The 19,973-nt window shown below is 62.5% G+C and carries 12 protein-coding genes; 8 read left to right on the forward strand and 4 right to left on the reverse strand.

All coding sequences use genetic code 11. From position 1 onward, the window contains the following. Positions 1-20: 20 nt before the first annotated feature. From PAQ31011_RS00285 to PAQ31011_RS00295, 3 genes are read right to left on the reverse strand one after another with little or no spacing between them, the layout of a single operon-like run. Positions 21-2,906, reverse strand: a complete 2,886-nt coding sequence (locus PAQ31011_RS00285) for an RHS repeat-associated core domain-containing protein (protein WP_174989834.1) — start codon at positions 2,904-2,906, stop codon at positions 21-23. A 16-nt stretch (positions 2,907-2,922) separates the two neighbouring features. Next, entirely contained in the window at positions 2,923-6,912 is a 3,990-nt protein-coding gene (locus PAQ31011_RS00290; RefSeq protein WP_150573959.1) for a SpvB/TcaC N-terminal domain-containing protein, read from the reverse strand. Positions 6,913-6,925: 13 nt separating this feature from the next. Further along, positions 6,926-7,852 carry a hypothetical protein gene (locus PAQ31011_RS00295; RefSeq protein ID WP_150573960.1) on the reverse strand — a complete coding sequence of 309 codons (927 nt, stop codon included), beginning with the start codon at positions 7,850-7,852 and terminating at the stop codon, positions 6,926-6,928. Positions 7,853-8,178: 326 nt separating this feature from the next. Between PAQ31011_RS00295 and PAQ31011_RS00300 the strand changes: the two genes are divergently transcribed. The 7 genes from PAQ31011_RS00300 (at position 8,179) to PAQ31011_RS00330 (ending at position 17,445) form a co-directional block, all read left to right on the forward strand. Next, positions 8,179-8,979, forward strand: a complete 801-nt coding sequence (locus PAQ31011_RS00300; RefSeq protein WP_150573961.1) for an enoyl-CoA hydratase/isomerase family protein — start codon at positions 8,179-8,181, stop codon at positions 8,977-8,979. Positions 8,980-9,132: 153 nt separating this feature from the next. Further along, a complete protein-coding gene (locus PAQ31011_RS00305) occupies positions 9,133-10,215 on the forward strand; it encodes an ABC transporter substrate-binding protein (protein WP_150573962.1) in 1,083 nt (360 codons plus the stop codon). A 73-nt stretch (positions 10,216-10,288) separates the two neighbouring features. Continuing rightward, on the forward strand, positions 10,289-11,386 hold the full coding sequence (locus PAQ31011_RS00310; RefSeq protein WP_150573963.1) for an ABC transporter ATP-binding protein: 1,098 nt from the start codon (positions 10,289-10,291) through the stop codon (positions 11,384-11,386). Positions 11,387-11,427: 41 nt separating this feature from the next. Then, positions 11,428-13,179, forward strand: a complete 1,752-nt coding sequence (locus PAQ31011_RS00315; protein ID WP_150573964.1) for an ABC transporter permease subunit — start codon at positions 11,428-11,430, stop codon at positions 13,177-13,179. A 17-nt stretch (positions 13,180-13,196) separates the two neighbouring features. Further along, positions 13,197-14,876, forward strand: a complete 1,680-nt coding sequence (locus PAQ31011_RS00320; RefSeq protein WP_150573965.1) for an AMP-binding protein — start codon at positions 13,197-13,199, stop codon at positions 14,874-14,876. 156 nt (positions 14,877-15,032) lie between these two features. Continuing rightward, complete coding sequence (locus tag PAQ31011_RS00325) at positions 15,033-15,845, forward strand: IclR family transcriptional regulator (protein WP_246179245.1); 813 nt, start codon at positions 15,033-15,035, stop codon at positions 15,843-15,845. 325 nt (positions 15,846-16,170) lie between these two features. Then, positions 16,171-17,445 (forward strand): GGDEF domain-containing protein, encoded by a 1,275-nt coding sequence (locus PAQ31011_RS00330; RefSeq protein ID WP_150573966.1) that lies wholly within the window; start codon positions 16,171-16,173, stop codon positions 17,443-17,445. A 13-nt stretch (positions 17,446-17,458) separates the two neighbouring features. Here PAQ31011_RS00330 and PAQ31011_RS00335 read toward each other — a convergent pair whose 3' ends face one another. Further along, the gene (locus tag PAQ31011_RS00335; RefSeq protein ID WP_246179247.1) at positions 17,459-18,247 is read right to left on the reverse strand and encodes a hypothetical protein; all 789 of its coding nucleotides are present in this window, start codon (positions 18,245-18,247) and stop codon (positions 17,459-17,461) included. Positions 18,248-18,498: 251 nt separating this feature from the next. Between PAQ31011_RS00335 and PAQ31011_RS00340 the strand changes: the two genes are divergently transcribed. Beyond that, entirely contained in the window at positions 18,499-19,965 is a 1,467-nt protein-coding gene (locus PAQ31011_RS00340; protein WP_217424819.1) for a DUF1254 domain-containing protein, read from the forward strand. The last annotated feature ends 8 nt before the right edge of the window (positions 19,966-19,973 follow it).

A 19,973-nucleotide genomic window follows, 5' to 3' on the forward strand; every position in this document is an offset into this window, starting at 1 on the left:
GATTTGTTCCCCCATCACGGTCACCACCATTTAGGGGGCTTCATTCCGCCGCGCTCCTTGTGATAGTCGCCAATACCGTGAACCAGCACTTGCTTCGACGCGTGGTCTCGCGTGTAGATGAGTCGCTGCACACCACGGCCCTTGTTGGTCAGTCCGATGACGTCCTCGGAATAGAAACTGTCGTGCCCGGGAATGATCCCTTTGACGTTCTCTCGTTTGCCGGGCGTGTCGCCAGTCAGCAACTTCTTCATGATCGCTTCGATGTTCTTCTGCGCGGTTTCCGGAGTTTTATCCTTCTTTTTGGGGCTCCGCTGCTTGATGAATTTTGGAGATTCGACGATATGCCATAGGCTGCCCGGCGGTGTCTTTGGGCGATCCTGCTCTTCTGGAATCGGCGTAGGTTGCGATGGCCGGGGACGCTTCTTTGAGGCGGGGGCGGCTCCTGCGGCTGCTGCGGCAGCCTTCCTGTAACTGTGCCCCGACATTGCGCTGCGGCTAGACGTGTCCGTTTCGAAGCCGATACTGAGATCGGTAGATTGAAGGCTGCTGTGAGAGCCGATACTGGACTGACTGGCGATGCTGCGGATGGAGCCCCGCAGGTTGTCGCGTTCGAACTGCGACAGGGACGATTCACTGTCGAGACGCTTGCGTCTCGATGGCGGTGTGTCGACGATTCCACTTTGATGCGTGGATGCCAGGGCGTTCACGCGGCTTTGTTGGCCGCTTGCTCCGGATTCCCCGGCGCTGGACGCGGCGTTGGGCATATCCGGAGATGGACGTTTCGGAGAGTCGTTATCGCGTGCTTTCCCCTTGGAACGGAAAAACGCCACGGTGGCAATCACGCCGACCAGGAAAGCAGCGAGCATATACGCGGCCACCTGCGCGCCGCTGAACGCTTCGCCGCTCAATCCCTCCCGGTCGGTCATCGTGATCGGGTTGTTGCTGACCAGGGCAAACACGTTCAGCCCATCGATATCCCCCGCAGGGTCGGGGTTGATCCAGCGATGCAGCCACGGCGCTAAATATCGGAAGCCGTAGTAGTAGAGCCCGGTGGCGTCTCGCTCACGTCCGGCATAACGCAGCACCCGGTACTTCACTTCCACGGCATGACGGCTCGCCTGCCACGCGGTGCCGCCGAACGGATAAAAGCCCTCGCGACTGGTGACGTTCGCGTCGGCATCCACCTCACAAACCCCGCTTCCAAGATGATCGTCGAGCCGGTAGCGCAGGCTATCGTTGTCGATGCCCTCGGGCGCGTCGCTTTCCCAATGCAGCAAACGAACTGCCGTCATGCCTCCCGAGATCGATACGACATCCAGCGTGGTGCCGGTCGCCGTATCGGTGCGGTGCTCGAGCCCCGGCAAGTACCGGACCTCGGCCGTATGCGTGACCCGCTGCGCCAGTCGTCGCGTGATCTTGCGTACGCGTTGTCCGCCGCCGTCATAGACGTAACGTTCATCGTCGTCCTCGTTCGCCGTGCCCGGCGTGTCCGATGTACGCGTGATCTGCGTCACGCGGCACAACTGGTTGCGCGTGGTCCATTGCATCGCTTGTCCGGGCGCAAGGGTTTGCAAGTTGCCGTTCGCGTCGAAACTGGCGTCGAAGTCCGGCGGCGCGGTGTCTTCGATGCGTTGTAGCGCGCGGTTGCTGCGGGGGGCGACATCCATCGTGCTCGTAAACGACCGCGCGCCCGTGTGATGCATCTTCGTCAGGTTGTCGCCGTCGTCGTATTCGTATTCCCGCACATACGGCATGAGTTGCGTCTCGTCTCCGGGATCGGGCAGACCCGGGCCATGGCTGGGGCGATCGCTTTCCCGGCCAGTCGCCGAGGCGAGTCGCGAGAGCGTGTCGTACGCGTACGTGATCACGCCATCGGTTCGACGGTGACGGTGAAAGCGCGCTTCGACGTTCATATCCTCGACGCGAACGACATTCCCGGCGGGGTCATAGTCGTAGACCAGCGCCTGCAAACCGGTGCCATCCGCTTTTCGTGAATGCAGACTGACGAGTCGTCCGTCCGCTTCGCTATAGACGCGTTTGCTGAGCACGCCGTTGCCCGCCAACTGTTGGCACAACCGGCCCGTCGCGTCGTAGACGAGATCCCGAACGACGATCTGTTCGCTGGCATCTCCCGCCAATTGCAGCGCGACGCTTGCCAACTCACCCGACAGCGTCAGTGTTTGCGTCGAAACGTTGCCGCGTGCGTCGGTCTGACGCAGCGTCGTGCCGAGCGCGTCATACGCCCATGCGGTCGTCCAGTTGGCGGTCTCGAGCAGTGCGTCGCGCTCGGGGACGGAGGGTGGCCAGTCCGGCGCGTCGGCTTCAAGCAGGAAGCGTCGTGTCTCGGCCAACGGCTGTCCGTCTAGCGAAAAACTGGCGAAGGTCAGTGTGCCGGCGGGATCGTCATGACGCGTGCGCTGTCCACAGGCGTTCGAACTGGCACCTTCAGGTCCGCCGTAAGTCAGGCGCTCGGCACAACGTTCGGTGGTCTCGCCGGTTGTCTGTTCGAACACGGCAGACAGCCGCCCGAGGGGGGCATGTTCGGCACGCTCATGCGTGCCGCGCGCGTCCCACTGGTGGCGGGGCAGGCCGGCATCGTCGAAGAGGCTCAGCCGCCAACCGGCATCGACGCTCTGCGTGCGCACTGCACTCCCGGACAGGCTGTGCCATGACGCCTGATTGGGCGGCACATCTGTCTCGCCGTCGTTTGCCATCTGCCAAAGTCGCGGATCCTGTTGTGACGCGATACGTCCGCCTACGCTCACGGTCTGATGCGTGACGAGACGCGTGGCGTCGTCTCGCGTCGTTCTGCGCAAGTACTCGATGGTGCGCAGGGCGAGGCCTCGGGCGTCGACGCACGAGACTGACGGCGTATTGGCGTGGAGGATGGCCTGAGCAGTGTTCATGGCATTGTGTCTTCCTTCACCCGACCCCGTCCGACGTTGCATCGAGTTCATGCGCCGTATCGTTCTCGTCTTCCGATACCGTGTGCCACGGCCAGTAAGTTTCGCGACGCATATAGCCGTGGGCTGTCAGCGTCACCGTGGGACGGCCCAGCGGATCGTAATACTGGCGGTCGCAGTAGCCCGATTCGCGCAATGCCGTGTCGTTGACGTACCGGTGCGTACTCGCGAAGTAGGGCCGGTACACGCGCACCGTCAGCCCCTTGTTGTTGTACTCGACGCGCTCGCTCACACGCCAGCGCGGATCGGCGGGCGACACGACGGGCCGGCCCTCGTCATCGAGGGCGAGCGTGCCGTCGTCCTGAACTTCATAAGCGTCGCCCGGCGGAACGAGTTGCTTCTCTTGCAGCACGCGACCGAAGCCGTCGGAATCGACGATTTGTATGCGGATCTGACGTTTCGGATCGTTCGGATAACGGTCGGCCTGCAATTGCAGACCGTGCGGTGGCCGCCGCGTGGCACCGAGCAACGTTTGCGCGACGTCGTTCGACATGGCGGGGGTGGCGTCCGTCGATGCGTGTTCGCTTGCAGAGGTGCCATCCACGGCTCGCGAGGCGAGTGCTGCATGAGCCGCAAGACGTCCGCTGGACCTGACGCGCCCATCCGGCATAACCCAGCGGCGCTCGACCCAACTGCTTAACGACGACCGCGAGCTTTCTTCCACGCTCCCCATCCATGCCAGCGCATCGAAAAACCACGCGCTGGCCACGTCTTGCAGTGCGGACTCTGGCTCGGCGAGCGCGTCGTCCGGCGAGTCGAACTCTCGCACGTAGTCGGATAACGGCATGAATCCGGCGGGTTCCCCGTCGACGGTGCCATGAAAGCTGCTCGCCACAGGACGTCCGAGGCCGTCGTATCGCATCTCCTGACTGTTCCCATTGGGGTCGACAATGTGCGCCGGTTGCATCGCGCGATAGTCGAGTGTGGCCTGCGTGGCGCAGCCGTCCGGCGCGATGACGCGCTTCGGCGCGCACCGATAGGCGTCGTACTCGACGGCTGTGTCGCCAAGCGAGCGCGCCGCACGCCACGCGCTCGGCAGGTAGAAGGCGTCCAGCCCGTCATAGATGAAGCACTCCCGATGGACCGACCAGAGTGTCATCGGCGTGTCGGGAAGAAACGGCGTCATGCGGTGATAACCGGCGGCTTCCAGTTCGCTTTCGAGTTCGGTGGCGGCGAGGACATCTTCATAGGCAAGCAGCGCGAGGTCGTCGAGTTCGGCGTGCTCCTGATACTCGACGAGACCGGCGAGCGCAAGCCACTCGCTGGGGTCTTCCAGCGGGTAATGGTTTTCGGACATCGCGACCAGCGCGCGTTCGTCACCGCCGTTCAACGGTCCGTCCGTCGCAATGAACGCTTCGTAATGGATTTTTGCCGGATCCAGACTGAGGTCGTGGAACGCGATAGCGTCGGCACGAGTGCGCGCGGGCAATGCGGGATGCCACCGGTCGTCGTGATCGACCGCGCGCCACGTCTGTTGAGTCTGCGTGACGTACGTCGTGCGCTGGGCGTCGTCGTGGGCGTCTTCCCACCATTTGATCTGCCAGACGTCTTCCGCGTCGAAAGGCGGTGGGCCGTTGCGACGGGCATAGTGCACCTGCGCGGCGAGCAGCGGTAAGCCCATTGCATTCCAGCGCAATCCGATGACGTGGTCACACTGCGGATCGGACGGCTGGCGTTCATAGCGATGAGTACGGGACTCGACAGTCAACGGCCGGACGACGGCGTATCGGGCGTGCGCACTGCGCGGTTGCATGACGCGTACCAGATAGCGGGTCTGTGCGACGGCATACGGCGGCCGACTTGCATCGTCCAGCCCGAAGGTTTCGACGCGCCGCACCGACCCGCTCAACGCGCGGGCCATGTCGCGCGCGGTGTCGTCGTCCCAATCGTCGGACGGCGTATCGGTGTTCGTGTCCGGTGCGAATGCGCATCGCAGGACGGGGCGGAGCGGCAGAGCGTCCGGATCACTGGTGTCGAAGCCGGGGTCGGAGTTCGGTTCGGTGTCACGCCCGACGTGATGCCAGGTCCGCGTCTGCACCGGCGCGGTGAACCCGTCCTCGGGCGGCAAACCGTCCGGTGGCATCTCGGCATCGCTTTGCAGCAGCAATCCGAAGCCGCGCAGTTCCCGCTCATGTGGGTCGTAATAACCGTGGCGGTATTGGAATTGCTGGCACAGCGCGTTACCGGTGATCTGATCGAGCTGCGTTTGCTGCGCGACAAGATGCAGCGCGAACGGAATGCCGCTGACCGCTGGCAGGCCCTGTGCTTGAAGCGCATGCTTCTCGTCGAGCCATTCCTGCGCAGAACTGCGGTAGCGAAGGGTGCTCGACAGGCCCATGTTGTTGTCCGTCGCTTCGAGCAGATAGGGTTTGACGTCCGTCACGAAGTCGCAGCGCCAGTGGCGTGGCGTCATATGTGGCACCGTGAGGACGAGGCTCGCGCAGCCGAGGCCGTTCAGGTCGGCGAAGGTGACTTCGCACGTCGGGTCGTACATCACACCCTCCGGCCATGGCACGCGAAACGGTCTTGCCCAGCCGTTGCCGCCGGCGTTGTGGAGGATCTCGATCTGGGTGGGGTACAGGTAGATGAAGTCGACTGCGCCAGAGCCGTCGAGGTCGGCGAGCCGTACGCGTGCGGCGTCGAAGTCCGTTGCCTTGTACGGCAGTTTGGCGAAGAGGCGCGGTGAGCCGAAGCGGCCGTGACCGAGATTGGGCCACAGCGTCACTTCACTGTGACGGATACGTACGAGTTGCGGCTGACCGCATCCGAGGAAATCTGCGAACGCTACAAGCTCGCTGCGGGCATCCGCCAAGCCGGGCAGGGGCGAGTCCTGAGCGACGTCGACGGGCGGCGCGAATCCATCCTCGCGACGATTGGCGTACAGACGCACGCTGCGCGGCCCGATCATCGCAAAATCTTGCAGACCTTCACCCATCAGATCGGCGAGTTGTCCGTTCAGATGGGTGAACTCGGTCGGGAACGCCGCGAAGGGAATGAAGTTCGACCACGTGCGGTCCGGCGCAAGCGTGAAATAACCCGCGAATCCGGGCTGCACGACGAGCCAGTCGAGCCGTCCGTCGCCGGTGAAATCCGTCAGCGTTTGCCGGAGCGCGCCGTCCTCCGCTGATGGCCAACGTGAGGGCGGCACCTGTGGCAGCGCGACGGGCGGACCGAAACTCACGTCGTTTGCGTGTGCGGTATCGGCGCGTATCGGTTCGCGGTAATACCACGCGCCGGCTGCACGGTGCAGGACACCGGCCATGCCGTCACCGTACAGGTCGACGAGTTGATATTGCTCGCCATCGTTCAGACCGGGCATCGCGGGCATCTGCTCGCCATTGGGTGCGACGGACTCGTCAAGCCACCATTGCGCAATGCGAGGGGTATCGTTCGGTGCGATGCCCGGGGCTTCGGTGCGCGTCAGCTTGCCGTAGATGTGAACGGCACCGCCATCGTCGTGGACGACCCAGAACTGCTCGCCATCGTCATCGCCGTGCCAGAACTCGATACGCTCAGCGCTGCTGAGCACTCGGGCGAAGTAGCGCGTGACGGTGTAGCGCTGCGCAAGTTCGACGCCACGGAATTCGCTCATCGGATGGGTGACGGGTTGCCCGCTGCGGTCGATCTCGGGCACCAGCACCTCGCCGCCGGGGCCGAGGATGTCGTCGGTGTCGTCGAACACCGGCGTGCCCTTGCCGGTACGACGCGCGAAATGCGGCACGACCATCTGCCAGCCCTGACCGAATGCAGATTTGCCTGACTGGCTGCTGTAGGCAAGCGCAAGCGACGGCGCGAAGCCCCGGCCAGCCGAGACCGGCAGCGCGACGGAAAGCGTCGCCGCACCGGTCACGCCTACAGTGCCCAGTGTATTGCCGATGCTCTGAATCGCGCCGCCACCCTTGGGGAGGGCGGGAGGGGCAATGGCGATGTTGGCTGAGGGATCGTTCATTTCGTCCTCTACATCATCCGCGCCAGCTGTTGCCTAGGTCCATTGCAGTTGCATGCGGGCGAATGGCACGCCGGTGTTTTCGATCCAGCGACTTAGCGTTATCGTCGTCGTTAGCGGGGCCGAGTGCATGATTCTTACGCCTGCACTCCATCGGGTATCGCGTGGCAGTCTCATTGCCGATGATTGTGAATTCACTCAGCGGATAAAGAGGCTTATTAGTTACATATCTGATCGGGATTTCCGCTCGCCCTTCGGCGTCTGTGAGTACGGTCACACCGAGCGGCAATTGCAGCGCGCCTTCGACCACCGCAGTATCTGGATATACCTCGCCAATGCCGCAGGGGATACGCGGTATCGGCATGCCGTTGAGCGAGTCCCTGGCTTCGATAATGATCCCGCGCACGGATCCGTCGAGATCATAGGTCGGGCCGAAAACGAAGACGTCGTCGCGCATACATGTATTGGGCATCGGTAGCGCGCGGAGTTCGAAGGCGGTGGAGTGTGCAATGCCGTATGCCGTAGGTCCCACCTTCCACGGAGCGCAGTCGAAGCCAATCTCAAATGGAAAAGCCGAAATGTCGGCGTTTGCACTCACGGTCCATTCGAGACCCTCTGCGGTCAGTGTTCTTGCCACCCCGGAGGGAGGGTCGAACGTCAGATCGCCGTCGGCTAACGAATCTCCGGGGGGGGCATAAGTCAATGCACAGGCTTTGTCGAGGGAGACGCTGGTTGATGTGGGCTTAAGCACGAGCTTAGGCGTACGCGCTTCAATGAGAATGCCGCGGTCGGCACCGTAAGTTGGCCCAAACACGAACATCTCTCCCCACATGAAGCTGGTCTTCGGCATCGGCTTCGCGGTGACCTGGTAAATCAGTGACTCGGTCCACAGCACTGTCGAACTGGTTTGGTTTTTTGTCTTGCGATCGCTTTCGGTCGTCATGGCGTCCTCCGATGAAAAGCCCCACGGTTTTGCGCGCTTGTCCGTAGCAATGGTCCGGCATCGCCAGATTGCGGCTCACAGCCAGCGCTCAACAACTGTCAACGTTGACAGGTCACCCACAGCACCTCCTGCCTATGACCCCAGGTGCAACCGCCTGAGGTAAACCCTGAAACGATTCCGCTTGCACCATTTTTTTGGAATAACTATATTGCTTTCAGATAACAGTTATTGCACTGAGATAACTGTTTAGCGATAAATGCGTTGATCGCATTGTCGCCATCTCAATGCACGCGTGATGTCCACGCGTCGGTGCCCTTGGAGTTCAAATGAGCGAGACAGCAAAGCAAACGGAGCAGGAAGTTCTCTTCACGCAGGTTGGCAAGGTGGCCGTGATCACCTTGAATCGTCCGCAGGCGCTTAACGCCTGGACCATCGCCATGCGTGAACTGATCATCGATGCGCTCCAGCGTTTCAATGCCGACGACAACGTGGCGGCCGTGATCATGACCGGTGCCGGTCGTGCGTTCTCGGCCGGTCAGGATCTGGCCGAAGCCAAGCACTTCGACGGCGACACCGCCATCGAGTGGATCAAGGGCTGGGAGCATTACTACGACGTGATTCGCAGCCTGAAGAAGCCGCTGGTGATGGCGCTCAACGGCACGGCCGCAGGCTCGGCCTTCCAGGTCTCGCTGCTGGGCGACATTCGTGTTGGCCACCCGGGCGTGCGCATGGGCCAGCCGGAAATCAATGCCGGTATCGCGAGCACGACCGGCCCGTGGATCATGAATCACATGCTGGGGCTGTCGCGCACGATCGAGCTGACGCTGACGGGCCGTCTGATGGATGCCGACGAGAGCCATCGTCTTGGCCTGATCCATCACCTCGTGCCGGAAGACAAAGTATTCGAAAAGGCGCTGGAAATCGCGACGGAACTCGCAGAGAAGCCGCCGGTGGCGATGCGTCTGGACAAGCAACGCTTCCGCGAAATGACCGAAGGCACGTTCCAGGACGCCATCGAAGCCGGCATGCGCATTCAGCGCGAGTCGTACGAGTCGGGCGAGCCGGCACGCATGATGGCCGCGTTCTTTGCCAAGCGTGCCGCGAAGGCCGAAACGGCAAAGGCCTGACGCGCTCACCCCGGCCGATCCGCAAGAGGTCGCCATCGACTCAAGCGTGACCCCCGTCGCTGCCTGCGAACACATCGTCACAACGGCGCGACGGGCGGCAACCCACACAGGGCAGGCGTGCAGCGTCTGTCCATCGCACAAGCGGAGTTCTTTATGTCTTACTCGCACGACCCGCAAAATCCGTCCCGCCGCCGCCTGCTTCAAATGGCCGGTGTCACCGCATTGGCCGGCTCGGTGCCGATGCTGACGTCGCACTCGGCGTTCGCTCAGGCCAAGCAGTTGATCGTCTCCGATCCGGGTGGCCCGTACACCGCCGCATATCGCCGGGCGTTCTACGACCCGTTCGAGAAGGCGACCGGCATCAAGGTCGTGAGCGTGGCGCGCGATTCGCAACCGGTGGCGCAGTTCGCGGCCATGGTGCAGACGAAGAACTTCGTGTGGGACGTGACCACGCTCACGCTGTCGGCCGACATTCCGTATCTCGAATCGAAGGGCTTTCTCGAGCCGGTCGGCATGAAGGCTTCCGACTTCCCCGGCATCATGCCCGAGGCCGTGACGGCCGACTGGCTGGGTGTCGACGTCTACTCGACCGTGCTGGCGTATCGCACCGACAAGTTCCAGAAGGAAACGCCGCAGACGTGGGCCGACTTCTGGGACGTGAAGCGTTTCCCGGGTCGCCGTTCGCTGCGCCGCAGCCCGCTCGACACGCTGGAACAGGCGCTTATGGCGGACGGCGTGCCCATCGACAAGCTGTATCCGCTCGATCTCGACCGCGCGTTCAAGTCGCTCGACAAGATCAAGCCGCACATCAACCTCTGGTGGACCTCGGGGGCACAGGCCATGCAGGCCATCCAGAGCGGCGATGTCGACATGATGTCGACGTGGAACGGACGTGCGCAGGCGGCGATCGACAACAAGGCACCGGTGAAGATCGTCTGGAATCAGGGGCTGTATTCCATCGAAGGGTGGGGGATTCCGAAGGGCACGCCGCGCGCCGAGTTCGCGAAGCAGTTCGTGCGCTTCTGCGGCGACCCGGCCCGACAGGCACTGATCACGCAGGACCTCGCGTACGGTCCGACCAACCTCAAGGCATTCGACGGCATTCCCAAGGAACGCGCGCCGCTGCTGCCGACCGCACCGGCCAACCTCAAGGGCATGCGTCTGCCGAGCCCGCAGTGGTGGGCCGAGAACCGTACGAAGGCCACCGAGCGTTTCAACGCCTGGCTGCTGTCGTAAGCGTCGATGCAAGTGTTGTGAATGTTGTCGTGTTGTTAGGCGTTGCGAATACCGGAGCAGGATGAGCACGAATATGAGCACCAAACTGGAAACCATCGGTCTTGCCAAGACGTACCGCGAGACTCCCGCGCTTCTGCCGACGGATCTGCGCGTCGCGGCAGGGGAATTTCTCACGTTGCTCGGGCCTTCGGGCTCGGGCAAGACCACGCTGCTGCAAATGATCTCGGGGCTGGTCGAGCCGAGCGCTGGCCAGTTGCTCATCGACGGGCGCGACGCCACGCACGACGCACCGGGCAAACGTGGCATCGGGATGGTGTTCCAGAGCTATGCGCTCTTTCCGCACATGACGGTCTGGGAGAACGTGGCGTATGGCTTGCGCATGCGCAAGCTGCCGCGCGCCGAACTCGGCCCGGCGGTCGACTCGGCGCTCGCCATGGTGAAAATGCAGGCGTTCGCACAACGCCTGCCGTCGGAGTTGTCGGGCGGTCAGCAGCAACGTATCGCGCTGGCACGCTGCTTCGCGTTTCGTCCGTCGATCATCCTGCTCGACGAGCCGCTCGGTGCGCTCGACAAGAAGTTGCGCGAGCACATGCAGCTCGAGATCCGGCGTCTGCATCAGGAGCTGGGTGCGACGTTCATCTACGTGACGCACGATCAGGACGAGGCGCTGACGCTGTCGGACCGCATCTGTCTGATGAACCAGGCGCGCATCGAACAGATTGGCACACCGGCGCAGTTGTACGACCGTCCGGCCACGCGCTTTGCCGCCGACTTCCTCGGACATTCGAATCTGCTCGACGGCGTGGTGGAACGTCTGGCGGACGGGCGCGTTGCGCTTCGCGTGGGTGATCGTCTGGTGCCCATTGGCCCGAGTCCCGATTTGCCTGCGGCCGGTGCGGCGAGCCTGCTCGTACGCCCGGAAGCGGCACGACTGACCACGCCGGAAGACGGTGCGCTCGCCGGCACGATTCGCGAAGTGGTCTTTCTCGGCTCCGACACGCGCGCGATCGTCTCGCTGGGGCAGGGCGGTGAATCGGCCTCCGCTGCCGACGCCACCGATGCCGAGCGTGCGCATTTCACCGTGCGTTGCCCGCGTGAGCTGACGCCACGCGTGGGCGAGCGCGTCGGGCTCGCGTGGGATCACGGCCGCGCCACATTGCTCACGCGCTGAGTCTTCTTTCGCCCAAGTCATCCGCTTCAGGAGTATTTGCCATGTGGCTTGTTCAACGCCTGCCTCAGGCGGGGGCCCGTATTGCCTGGCCGAAACATCTGGCCCGGTGGTTGCCGGCGCTGCCCGCGTTGCTGTTCCTCGCTGTGTTCTTCATCGTGCCGGTCGTCGAGATCTTGCAAGGCGGCCTTTACGATGGCGACGGCGTGCTGTCCGTCGCGCAATTCGCGCGCATGACGCACTCGGCCGTCTATATCAAGGTGCTTGGCTCGACCTTCTGGATCGCGTTTCTGACGGCCGCGTTGTCGGTGCTGCTGGGCTATCCGGTGGCGTATTTGCTGGCCCGGCTGTCGGCACGTTCGCGTGAGCGCTGGCTGTTGTGGATCGTGCTGCCGTTCTGGACGAGTTATCTCGTCAAGACCTACGCCTGGATGTTGCTGCTCTCCAAGACGGGCCTGCTCACGACGCTCGCCACGCACCTCGGCCTGCTCGACAGTGCGGACACGCTCGCACCGTCGATGACGGGCGTGCTGATCGGCATGGTGCACGCGATGCTGCCGCTCGCGGTCATGACCATGCTGCCGATCATGCGCGGCATCAACATGCAACTCGTACAGGCGGCGCAAACGCTCGGCGCGGACCGCTCGACGGGGTTCTTCACGGTGTTTCTGCCGTTGTCCGGACCGGGCGCGGCGGCCGCCGGGTTGCTCGTTTTCATCACCAGTCTCGGCTTCTTTATCGTGCCGGCGCTGCTTGGCTCGCCACGCGAATCGATGGTGGCGCAACTGGTCATCTCGTCTGTGCTGGAGTTGTTCGACCTGCGGTTTGCGGGCGCACTGTCGACGGTCCTGCTGCTGTGCTCCATCGTCGTGTTCTTCGTGTACGACCGTGTGGTCGGCCTGTCGTCGCTGGCCGGAGAAGCGCCGGAACGACGCGCAGGGGCGGGCGGCCGCATGCTGCCGGTGCTGATGGCCGTCGGACGTCTCGCGGGCAAGCTGTCGTTCTCGCGCGGCGGCGAGCAGGCAGGGGGCGGTCTGGGTCTGAAGGCCTATACATGGGCAGTCGTGCTCGCGCTGGTGCTGCCGATTGTGTTCGTTGTGCCGCTGGCGTTCACGAAGCAATCGTTCGTGTCGTTCCCGCCGGAGCTTTTCACCTTCAAGTGGTTCGTGGCGTTTCTCGAATCAAGTGTCTGGCAAGCGGCGTTGTGGCGCTCGCTGGGCGTGGGCTTCGCGACGGCTGCGCTCGCGCTCGTGCTCGGTTTCGGGGCGAGTCTGGCGCTCGTCCGGTTGCCGTCGCGCTGGCGCAAGCCGTTGTTCGCCGTGTTCATCGCACCGCTGATCGTGCCGCGCATCGTCGTCGCCGTCGGTCTGCTGTATCTGTTTGCGCGGTGGGAACTGGCGGGCACCAATGCGGGCCTCGTCATCGGTCACACCGTGCTGGCGATTCCGTACGTGGTCGTCACCTTGTCGGCGAGCTTCAAGCGCTTCGACTGGCGGCTTGACGATGCGGCCAAGATGCTCGGCGCGTCGGCCTTCACCCGCGTGCGCACCGTGTTGTTGCCATTGCTCGCGGCAAGCCTCGGCTCGGCGTTCCTGTTCGCTTTCATCGTGTCGTTCGATGACCTGACGATTGCCATCTTCGTGTCCGGTGGGATCAACACCACGCTGCCCAAGCAGATGTGGGACGACATCCAGCTGGCCGTCACACCGACATTGGCCGCTGTCGCCACGTCGCTGGTCTTCCTGATGGTGTTCGTCGTCTGGTTGTCGTCCATTTTCAAACGCAAGAGCTACTGATACCTGCGGATTTTCGTATGTCCATGTCTAACGTTGCCCGAGTTGCGCCGGTGAGTGCGCAGACGTCTTCGACGTCGGAATCGTCACATGCTTCACAACCGTCGTCGCATCCTTATCTTCAGTATTTCCCGCAGCGGGCCGAGGGCGACCGGCTCGATGTCGTGCCGCTGCTCATGGCGGGGCTGAATCGACGTGAGGTTGGTGAGGGGGCTTCAGCGAAGCCGGTCGTCGTGTTCGAAGGCGAGGCTATCGACCGTGCGCAGATGGCCGCACGGGTCGGCGCGATGCAGGCGTGGTTTGCCGCGCAGGGACTCGTGCCGGGCGATCGCGTGGCGGTCATGCTCGGCAACAGTGCTGCGCAAGTCGCCTTGATCTACGCACTCATGCTCTCGGGGCTCGTGTGGGTGCCGGTCAACACGCGTCTGAAGGGCGACGGCATCGAGTATCTGCTGGGGCATGCCAAACCGAAGCTGCTCATCGCCGAGCCGTCGTTTGCCGAGGTCCTTGATGCCGGCGTTGCGCTGGCCGCCGGGCAGCCGGAGCACCACGGCACGCAAGTAGTGCGCTACTGGCTGTCGGACGTCATGGCGCAGGCCGCTGTACATGCGGGGAAGGCACCGGTTGCGGCGGCCGTCACCCCGGCATCGGTGCTTTGCATCATCTACACGTCGGGGACGACGGGTGCGCCCAAGGGCGTGCTGTTCACGCACCGCATGATGCGCATTGCCAGCGAGGCGGCCATGCAGGTGGCCGACGCGGGCGACGGCGACCGCTTGTTCCTGTGGGAACCGCTGTGTCACATCGGCGGTGCGCAAATGCTGTTGCTCCCATTTCTGGCAGACGTCGAGATGCATGTGGTCGAGCGATTCTCCGCAAGCCGCTTCTGGCAGCAGTGCGAGCAGTCGCAGGCCACGCACCTCCACTATCTCGGCGGCATTCTGGACATCCTCATGCAGTTGCCGCGTGACGCGCAACCGGCGACGAATTCCCTGCGTGTGGCGTGGGGGGCGGGCGTTTCGGCGAGCGCCTGGCAGGCGACGCGCGAACGTCTGGGCTGTGTGCTGCGGGAGTGCTACGGCATGACCGAGTGCTCAAGCTTTGCCACGCTGAACGACGCCGATCAGCCCGGCTCCATCGGCCATGCGTTGCCCTGGTTGACGTTGGAGTTGCTCGATGACGCAGGCGAGCCGGTGGCGGATGGAGAGCCGGGAGAAATCGTGCTGTCGAGCGACGTCGAAGGGGTGTTCCTGCCGGGGTATCTCGATAATCCGGACGCCACGGCGAAAGCACTTCGCGACGGCAAGCTTTACACGGGCGACAGCGCGCGTCGCAATGCCGATGGCAGTCTGGTGTTCATCGGACGTCGAACCGACAGCATGCGCGTGCGGGGCGAGAACGTCTCGGCATGGGAAATCGAGCGGGTGTTTGCGCGACATCCGGCCGTCGCGGCATGTGCGGCGATTGGCGTGGCAAGCGAGATCGGCGAGCAGGACGTCATGTTGTATGTGCAGTTCCGCGAATCGGCCGTCGACTGGACGGCGTTGTCGAGTTGGGCGGCGGAGCGTCTCGCCAGCTATCAGCGGCCGCGCTACTATCGCGAGACCGCGCAATTCGAAACGACGCCATCGGAGCGAATCCGCAAGCACCTGTTGTCGCGAGACACGCAGGACGCGTGGGAGTGGGTCGCAACGAAATGAGGCAGCGCGTGCGCGAGGGCTGACCGTGGATTTAGAGTTATCGCATAAAGATAGATGTCTATTTTTATGCGATAATCAAGCCAAATCTGTCAAAACACCCATCTGACTGTGGCCACCACCAAAACCCCGCGCAGCCGCGCGAAAGACAAGACCGCCGTGACGTCCGTCTCAGCAGAGACGCCTTCGGTGGCGTCGTCGACGGAGTCTACGCTGTACGTCAATTCCGTCGAAAAGGCGATGAAGGTGCTCACCGCGTTCGACGGATCGAAGCGCCATCTGTCGCTGTCCGAGATTGCAGTGGCGACCGGTCTCGACATCAGCGCCGCGCAGCGTTTTACGTTCACGCTCTCGGCATTGGGCTATCTGCTCAAGGATCCGCAGAGCAAGAAGTATGAACTCTCGCCCAAGCTGCTGGACTTCACGTATCACTATCTCGTCTCGAACGAACTGGTCAGTCGTGCGGCACCCTATTTGCAGCAGTTGGCGGCGGAGACGGAAGAGGCGACCAATCTGACCGTGCGTCTCGATACGGATATCGTTTTCGTGTTGCGTATCGTCAGCCGGAGCGTGTTCAATGCCAACGTCATCGTCGGCTCACGCCTGCCGGCGTATTGCACGGCACCGGGGCTGGCGATGCTCGCCACGCTCGACGACGCCGAGATGGACGATATCCTGGCGCGCACCAACCTCGTCCAGTTCACCCCATCGACGGTGTCGCAGCCGCGCAAGATCAAGGAGCGGCTCGCCCGCATCCGCAAGCAGGGCTACGCCCACACCGAAGACGAGTTCTTCATGGGTGACATTTCCACCGCTGCGGCCGTCGTCAATCAGGATGGCCGGGCCATCGGTGCAATCAACATTGCCGTGCCGCGTGTGCGCTGGAATGCAGAGCGTGACGAGCGCCGCTTTGCCGATCTCGTCATTCAGACGGCAGGCGCATTGTCGGCGCGGCGGCGTCAGGAAATGTGAGAAAGGCAGTGTAAGGAAGGTTGAGACGTCTTTGTCTGGCGGGGCTAAGCGTCCCTTGCCGTCTCATTTTGACGTGCTAGAATCCCGCCGCATGGACATGGAGCAGTGCTGAATTCAGGGAATTCCTTTAGAGAAACCGATGGCCGGACCGGGGCGGCCAGACGGTGCGCCGCATACGGCGCGCAAGCGGCTGCCGCGTTTTGCCATCTCCAAAATAACGAACCGCTGATCATTCAGTCAGGTTTTACTCCCCCGTATTTCAAACTGCGCATGTGCCCGGGACGGTAATGACCGCCCGTCGGCTGTGCGTACGGGGGACAGAGCCATGGCTCTTGGTTTGTCGCTGCCGGCGCTAGACCTGCCGACGCTACAGTTTGTGACCTTCTTGTTGAGTATTGCGACAGGCATCCTGTTCATGCTCGACGCTTTGCGCCGCGACGAAGCCGAATCGCCACGATGGTGGAGTCTGGCCTTCCTGCTCGCGACATTCTCTCCCGTGCTCTATCTGTTGGCCTCCCGAAGCGCTCAGCTCGCGGTGCTCTATCCGCTGGGCAATGCCGTCGCCACACTGGCGTTCGCCATGGTGTGGAGCGGCGCGCGGCGCTTTTACGGTCGAAGTGTTCAGTGGGTCGCGGTCTTCGGTGGCCCGGCAGCGCTGCTCTGGGGGACATGGCTGTTCGCGCGGCCGCTCGATTCCTGGAGCGGCGGCGTGCTGTTCTTCTCGTTGCTGGCGTTATACAGCCTGATGGCGGCCAGAGAGTTCTGGCAGGCCTCGGGGCTGCGGTTGCCGAGTAGCATCGTGCTGGCGGTCGTCGCGGTCCTGCACGGGTCGTTCTACACGGCGCGGGCCGTCGCGCTCGTGTGGCTCGGTCCGACCGACTCGCAATTCCTTGCCTGGTTCGGACCGCAGGTCTCCACGACCGAGATGCTCGTGCTGATCGTCGTGGCGAGCTTCCTGATGGTGTCGCTGGGTAAGGAGCGCTCGGAAATTGCGCTGCACCGCGCGGCGACCCGCGACGGCTTGACGCAGGCGTTCAACCGGCCTGAGTTCACACGGCTAGCCCGCGAGCAGTTGCGACGCCACGGGGCAGCGCGAGCGCCCGTTGCACTGCTGCTGCTCGATCTGGATCACTTCAAACGCATCAACGACACTTACGGCCATCCGTTCGGCGACACGGTGCTGCTGCTGTTCGCACGCACGGCGTCGCAACAACTTCGCGCGGACGATATCTTCGGACGTTACGGCGGCGAGGAGTTTGCGTTGTTTCTGCCGGGCGTGGGTGCCAACGAAGCGCAGACCATCGCGGAGCGCGTGCGTGAAGCGTTCGAGCGCTCGGCACGGATGGTGCAGGGCGAGACGGTCGCCGCGACGGTCAGCATCGGTATCGCGTGCGACGAACGCTCACGTGGCGAGCTGTCATCGCTGGTGCAACGGGCGGATCGTGCGTTGTATCAGGCCAAGGCTGCCGGACGAAATCGCTGTGTGCGCTACACGCCGGAGGCGGCGATGCCCGTCGTCGATCCGTCTACCCACCGCACTGACCGTGCTGAAACCGCCGGGGCGGCGACGCCCTCGTTGCCGGCGGTGGTGGGTGGCTGAAGGTCACGTGGGCTCAATGCCCGAACGTGAAGTTCACGCCCGCGAAAATCTGCCATTTGGGGACGTTGCCCGAGTGCGCGACGGAATACTGCGGTTCAATGAAGGCATTGACGATGGTCGTCCCCATTTTCCACGCCTTGCCCGCGCCCAGACCCACGGGAATGTAATAGCTTCCGTGCTGTAAATCGAATGTCCAGATACCGGTCGAGCGCAGATACCAGCCTTCCGGCAGGTTGAAGATGAGGAACGGCTGACCGGTGAGCGTTTCTACCGTCGGACGATCTCCCTGACCGGCGAACGAGTGTTGCCACTGCACTAACGCACCCAGCAATCCCGTCTTGCTCGCGTGTATCCCCACGGCGGCCAGACCCGCCTGCCACTTTCCTGTCCCCAGAGATTTGTCCGTCGCCGTGGGTATCGTGACCAGCGGACCGACGCCGAATTGCACCGCGCCGCCCGGGTTCAACAAGAAGATATCGAACAGGTTGATGTCGCCTAGCCCTGTCTTGTAGCCCCCATTGGGATCGGGGCGGGTACTGATCGGAATCGTGCCGCGCAGAATTTGCGGTACCGGCACGATGCCATTCGGGCCAATCGGCATCGTGGGACGTAAAAGGAAGTCGTTCGAATGCGTGTCGGTCCCGAAGAGGGACGGCGTGTAGTAGTTCTGCACATTGAACGAAGCCGCCAGATTCAGCGGGTTATTGCTCTTGTTGGAATCCTCGGCAGAGGTCTGGGCCTGAGCCGCGGCCATGCCCAACATCAACCCTCCCGCAACAAGGTACCGACGGTTTGGCGTCATCGTGGTCTCCTTCGATGAATGACCGGTTTTGTTTATGTCGATGGAGTCGGATTTTAGATTTGTTGATAATGAATTGCGACGCTTATTTAAATTTTATGATCGAGTAATAATTAAAATTATCAAGTGTTGTGTTTGACTTTTTCTTTTCTTTGTCGGAATATTGATCGGCGAAATTAATTTAAAGAATGTAATTTAAATTACTTTAAAAATTATCCGGGATTTATATTCCGATAAAAGTCAAAGGATCCTCCATGCGCCGAATCAATCGTTGTGTCTGTACGCTTGTGACCCTCGGAATGTTCGGCGCAACTGCGCCGTCGTATGCGGCCGAAGCCAACCCTTACCCGTTCAAACAGGGCTATCCGACACCGGCTGCGTCGCAGCACGTCCGTGCCGACGAGGTGTTGCAGCGCGCCATCGTGGCATATCGGTTCTGGTATCCGACGGTGTCGGTAGAAGGCATCTTCAACGGCAATCGCGCAGTGGGCATCGAAGACGGCAAGCAGTGGGGGATCGCGGCGGCAGGGCCGAAACAGGTCGGGTTCACGCTGAATTCGGATACGCCTTACGGATCGGCAGTGCTGGATCTGTCAGGCGGCCCGGTGCTCATCGACTTGCCGCCGGGGCCGTTTATCGGCCTCGTGAACGATCACAACCAGGGCTGGGTGGCCGACTTGGGATTGCCGGGGCCGGATGCAGGCAAGGGCGGCAAACATCTGGTGCTGCCACCGGGATATCAGGGGAAAGTGCCGGACAAGTCCGAAGGGTATTTTGTCTCTCGATCGCCCTCGCTCAAGAACCTGCTCGCCGTGCGCTCGATGCCCGTCGGTGGCGATGTACCCAAAGCAATGGCTGCCTTCGAGGCGATCAAGATTCAGCGCTGGACGCCGCAGGGCGTGACCGGTCCGGCATTGCAAGTCGTCGATACGACAAAACTTCCGCTTGATAGCTCTTCATTGAAGTGGGAAGACAATTTTCAATTCTGGCAAAAGCTCGACAAGATCACTCAGGAAGAACCGCTTCAACCGGCGTTTCTTCCCATGTATGGCTTGCTTGCCGAACTCGGCATTCAAAAAGGCAAGCCGTTTGCACCCGATGCGCACATGAAAGATGTGCTCTCCCGGGCGGCGCGTCTCGGTCGGGATCAGATGCTGGTCTCGGCGTTCGATAGTCAGCGCCCTGAGATCAAGAATTGGCCTGACCGTCATTGGGAGTGGGTGGGTCTGGTGCCGGGCGCGGCGCAGTTCGAAACCCCGGCGGGCGTCGACCTCGACGCGAGAGATCGCTGGTTCGCGCAAGCGATCGTGACTTCGCCCGCGATGTTCCGTCGCGATGCCGGTGCGGGATCGCTCTACTGGTTGAGCGCCCGCGACAGCCAGGGTGTTTATCTCGACGGCGGCAAGCAGTACACGCTGACGGTGCCGCAGCCTGTGCCGGGCAAGCTGTTCTGGTCGGTCACGCTGTACGACGCGCAGACGCGCTCGCAAGTGCAGACCGATCAGGACAAAGCGGCGTTGCGCTCACTGTTCGAGCTGAAGGATATCGATACAACGAAACCGGTGGTGCTGAGCTTCGGCCCCAATCCGCCGAAGGGCGACGCGTCGCACTGGATCAAGACGGTGCCGGGCAGGGGCTGGTTCGCCTACTTCCGGATTTACGGGCCGGAAGCGGCAGCGTTCGACAAGTCGTGGAAGCCGGGGGACATCGTGCGTCAATGAATGGCGAT

The sequence above is a fragment of the Pandoraea aquatica genome (assembly GCF_902459565.1).
GTDB lineage: Bacteria > Pseudomonadota > Gammaproteobacteria > Burkholderiales > Burkholderiaceae > Pandoraea > Pandoraea aquatica.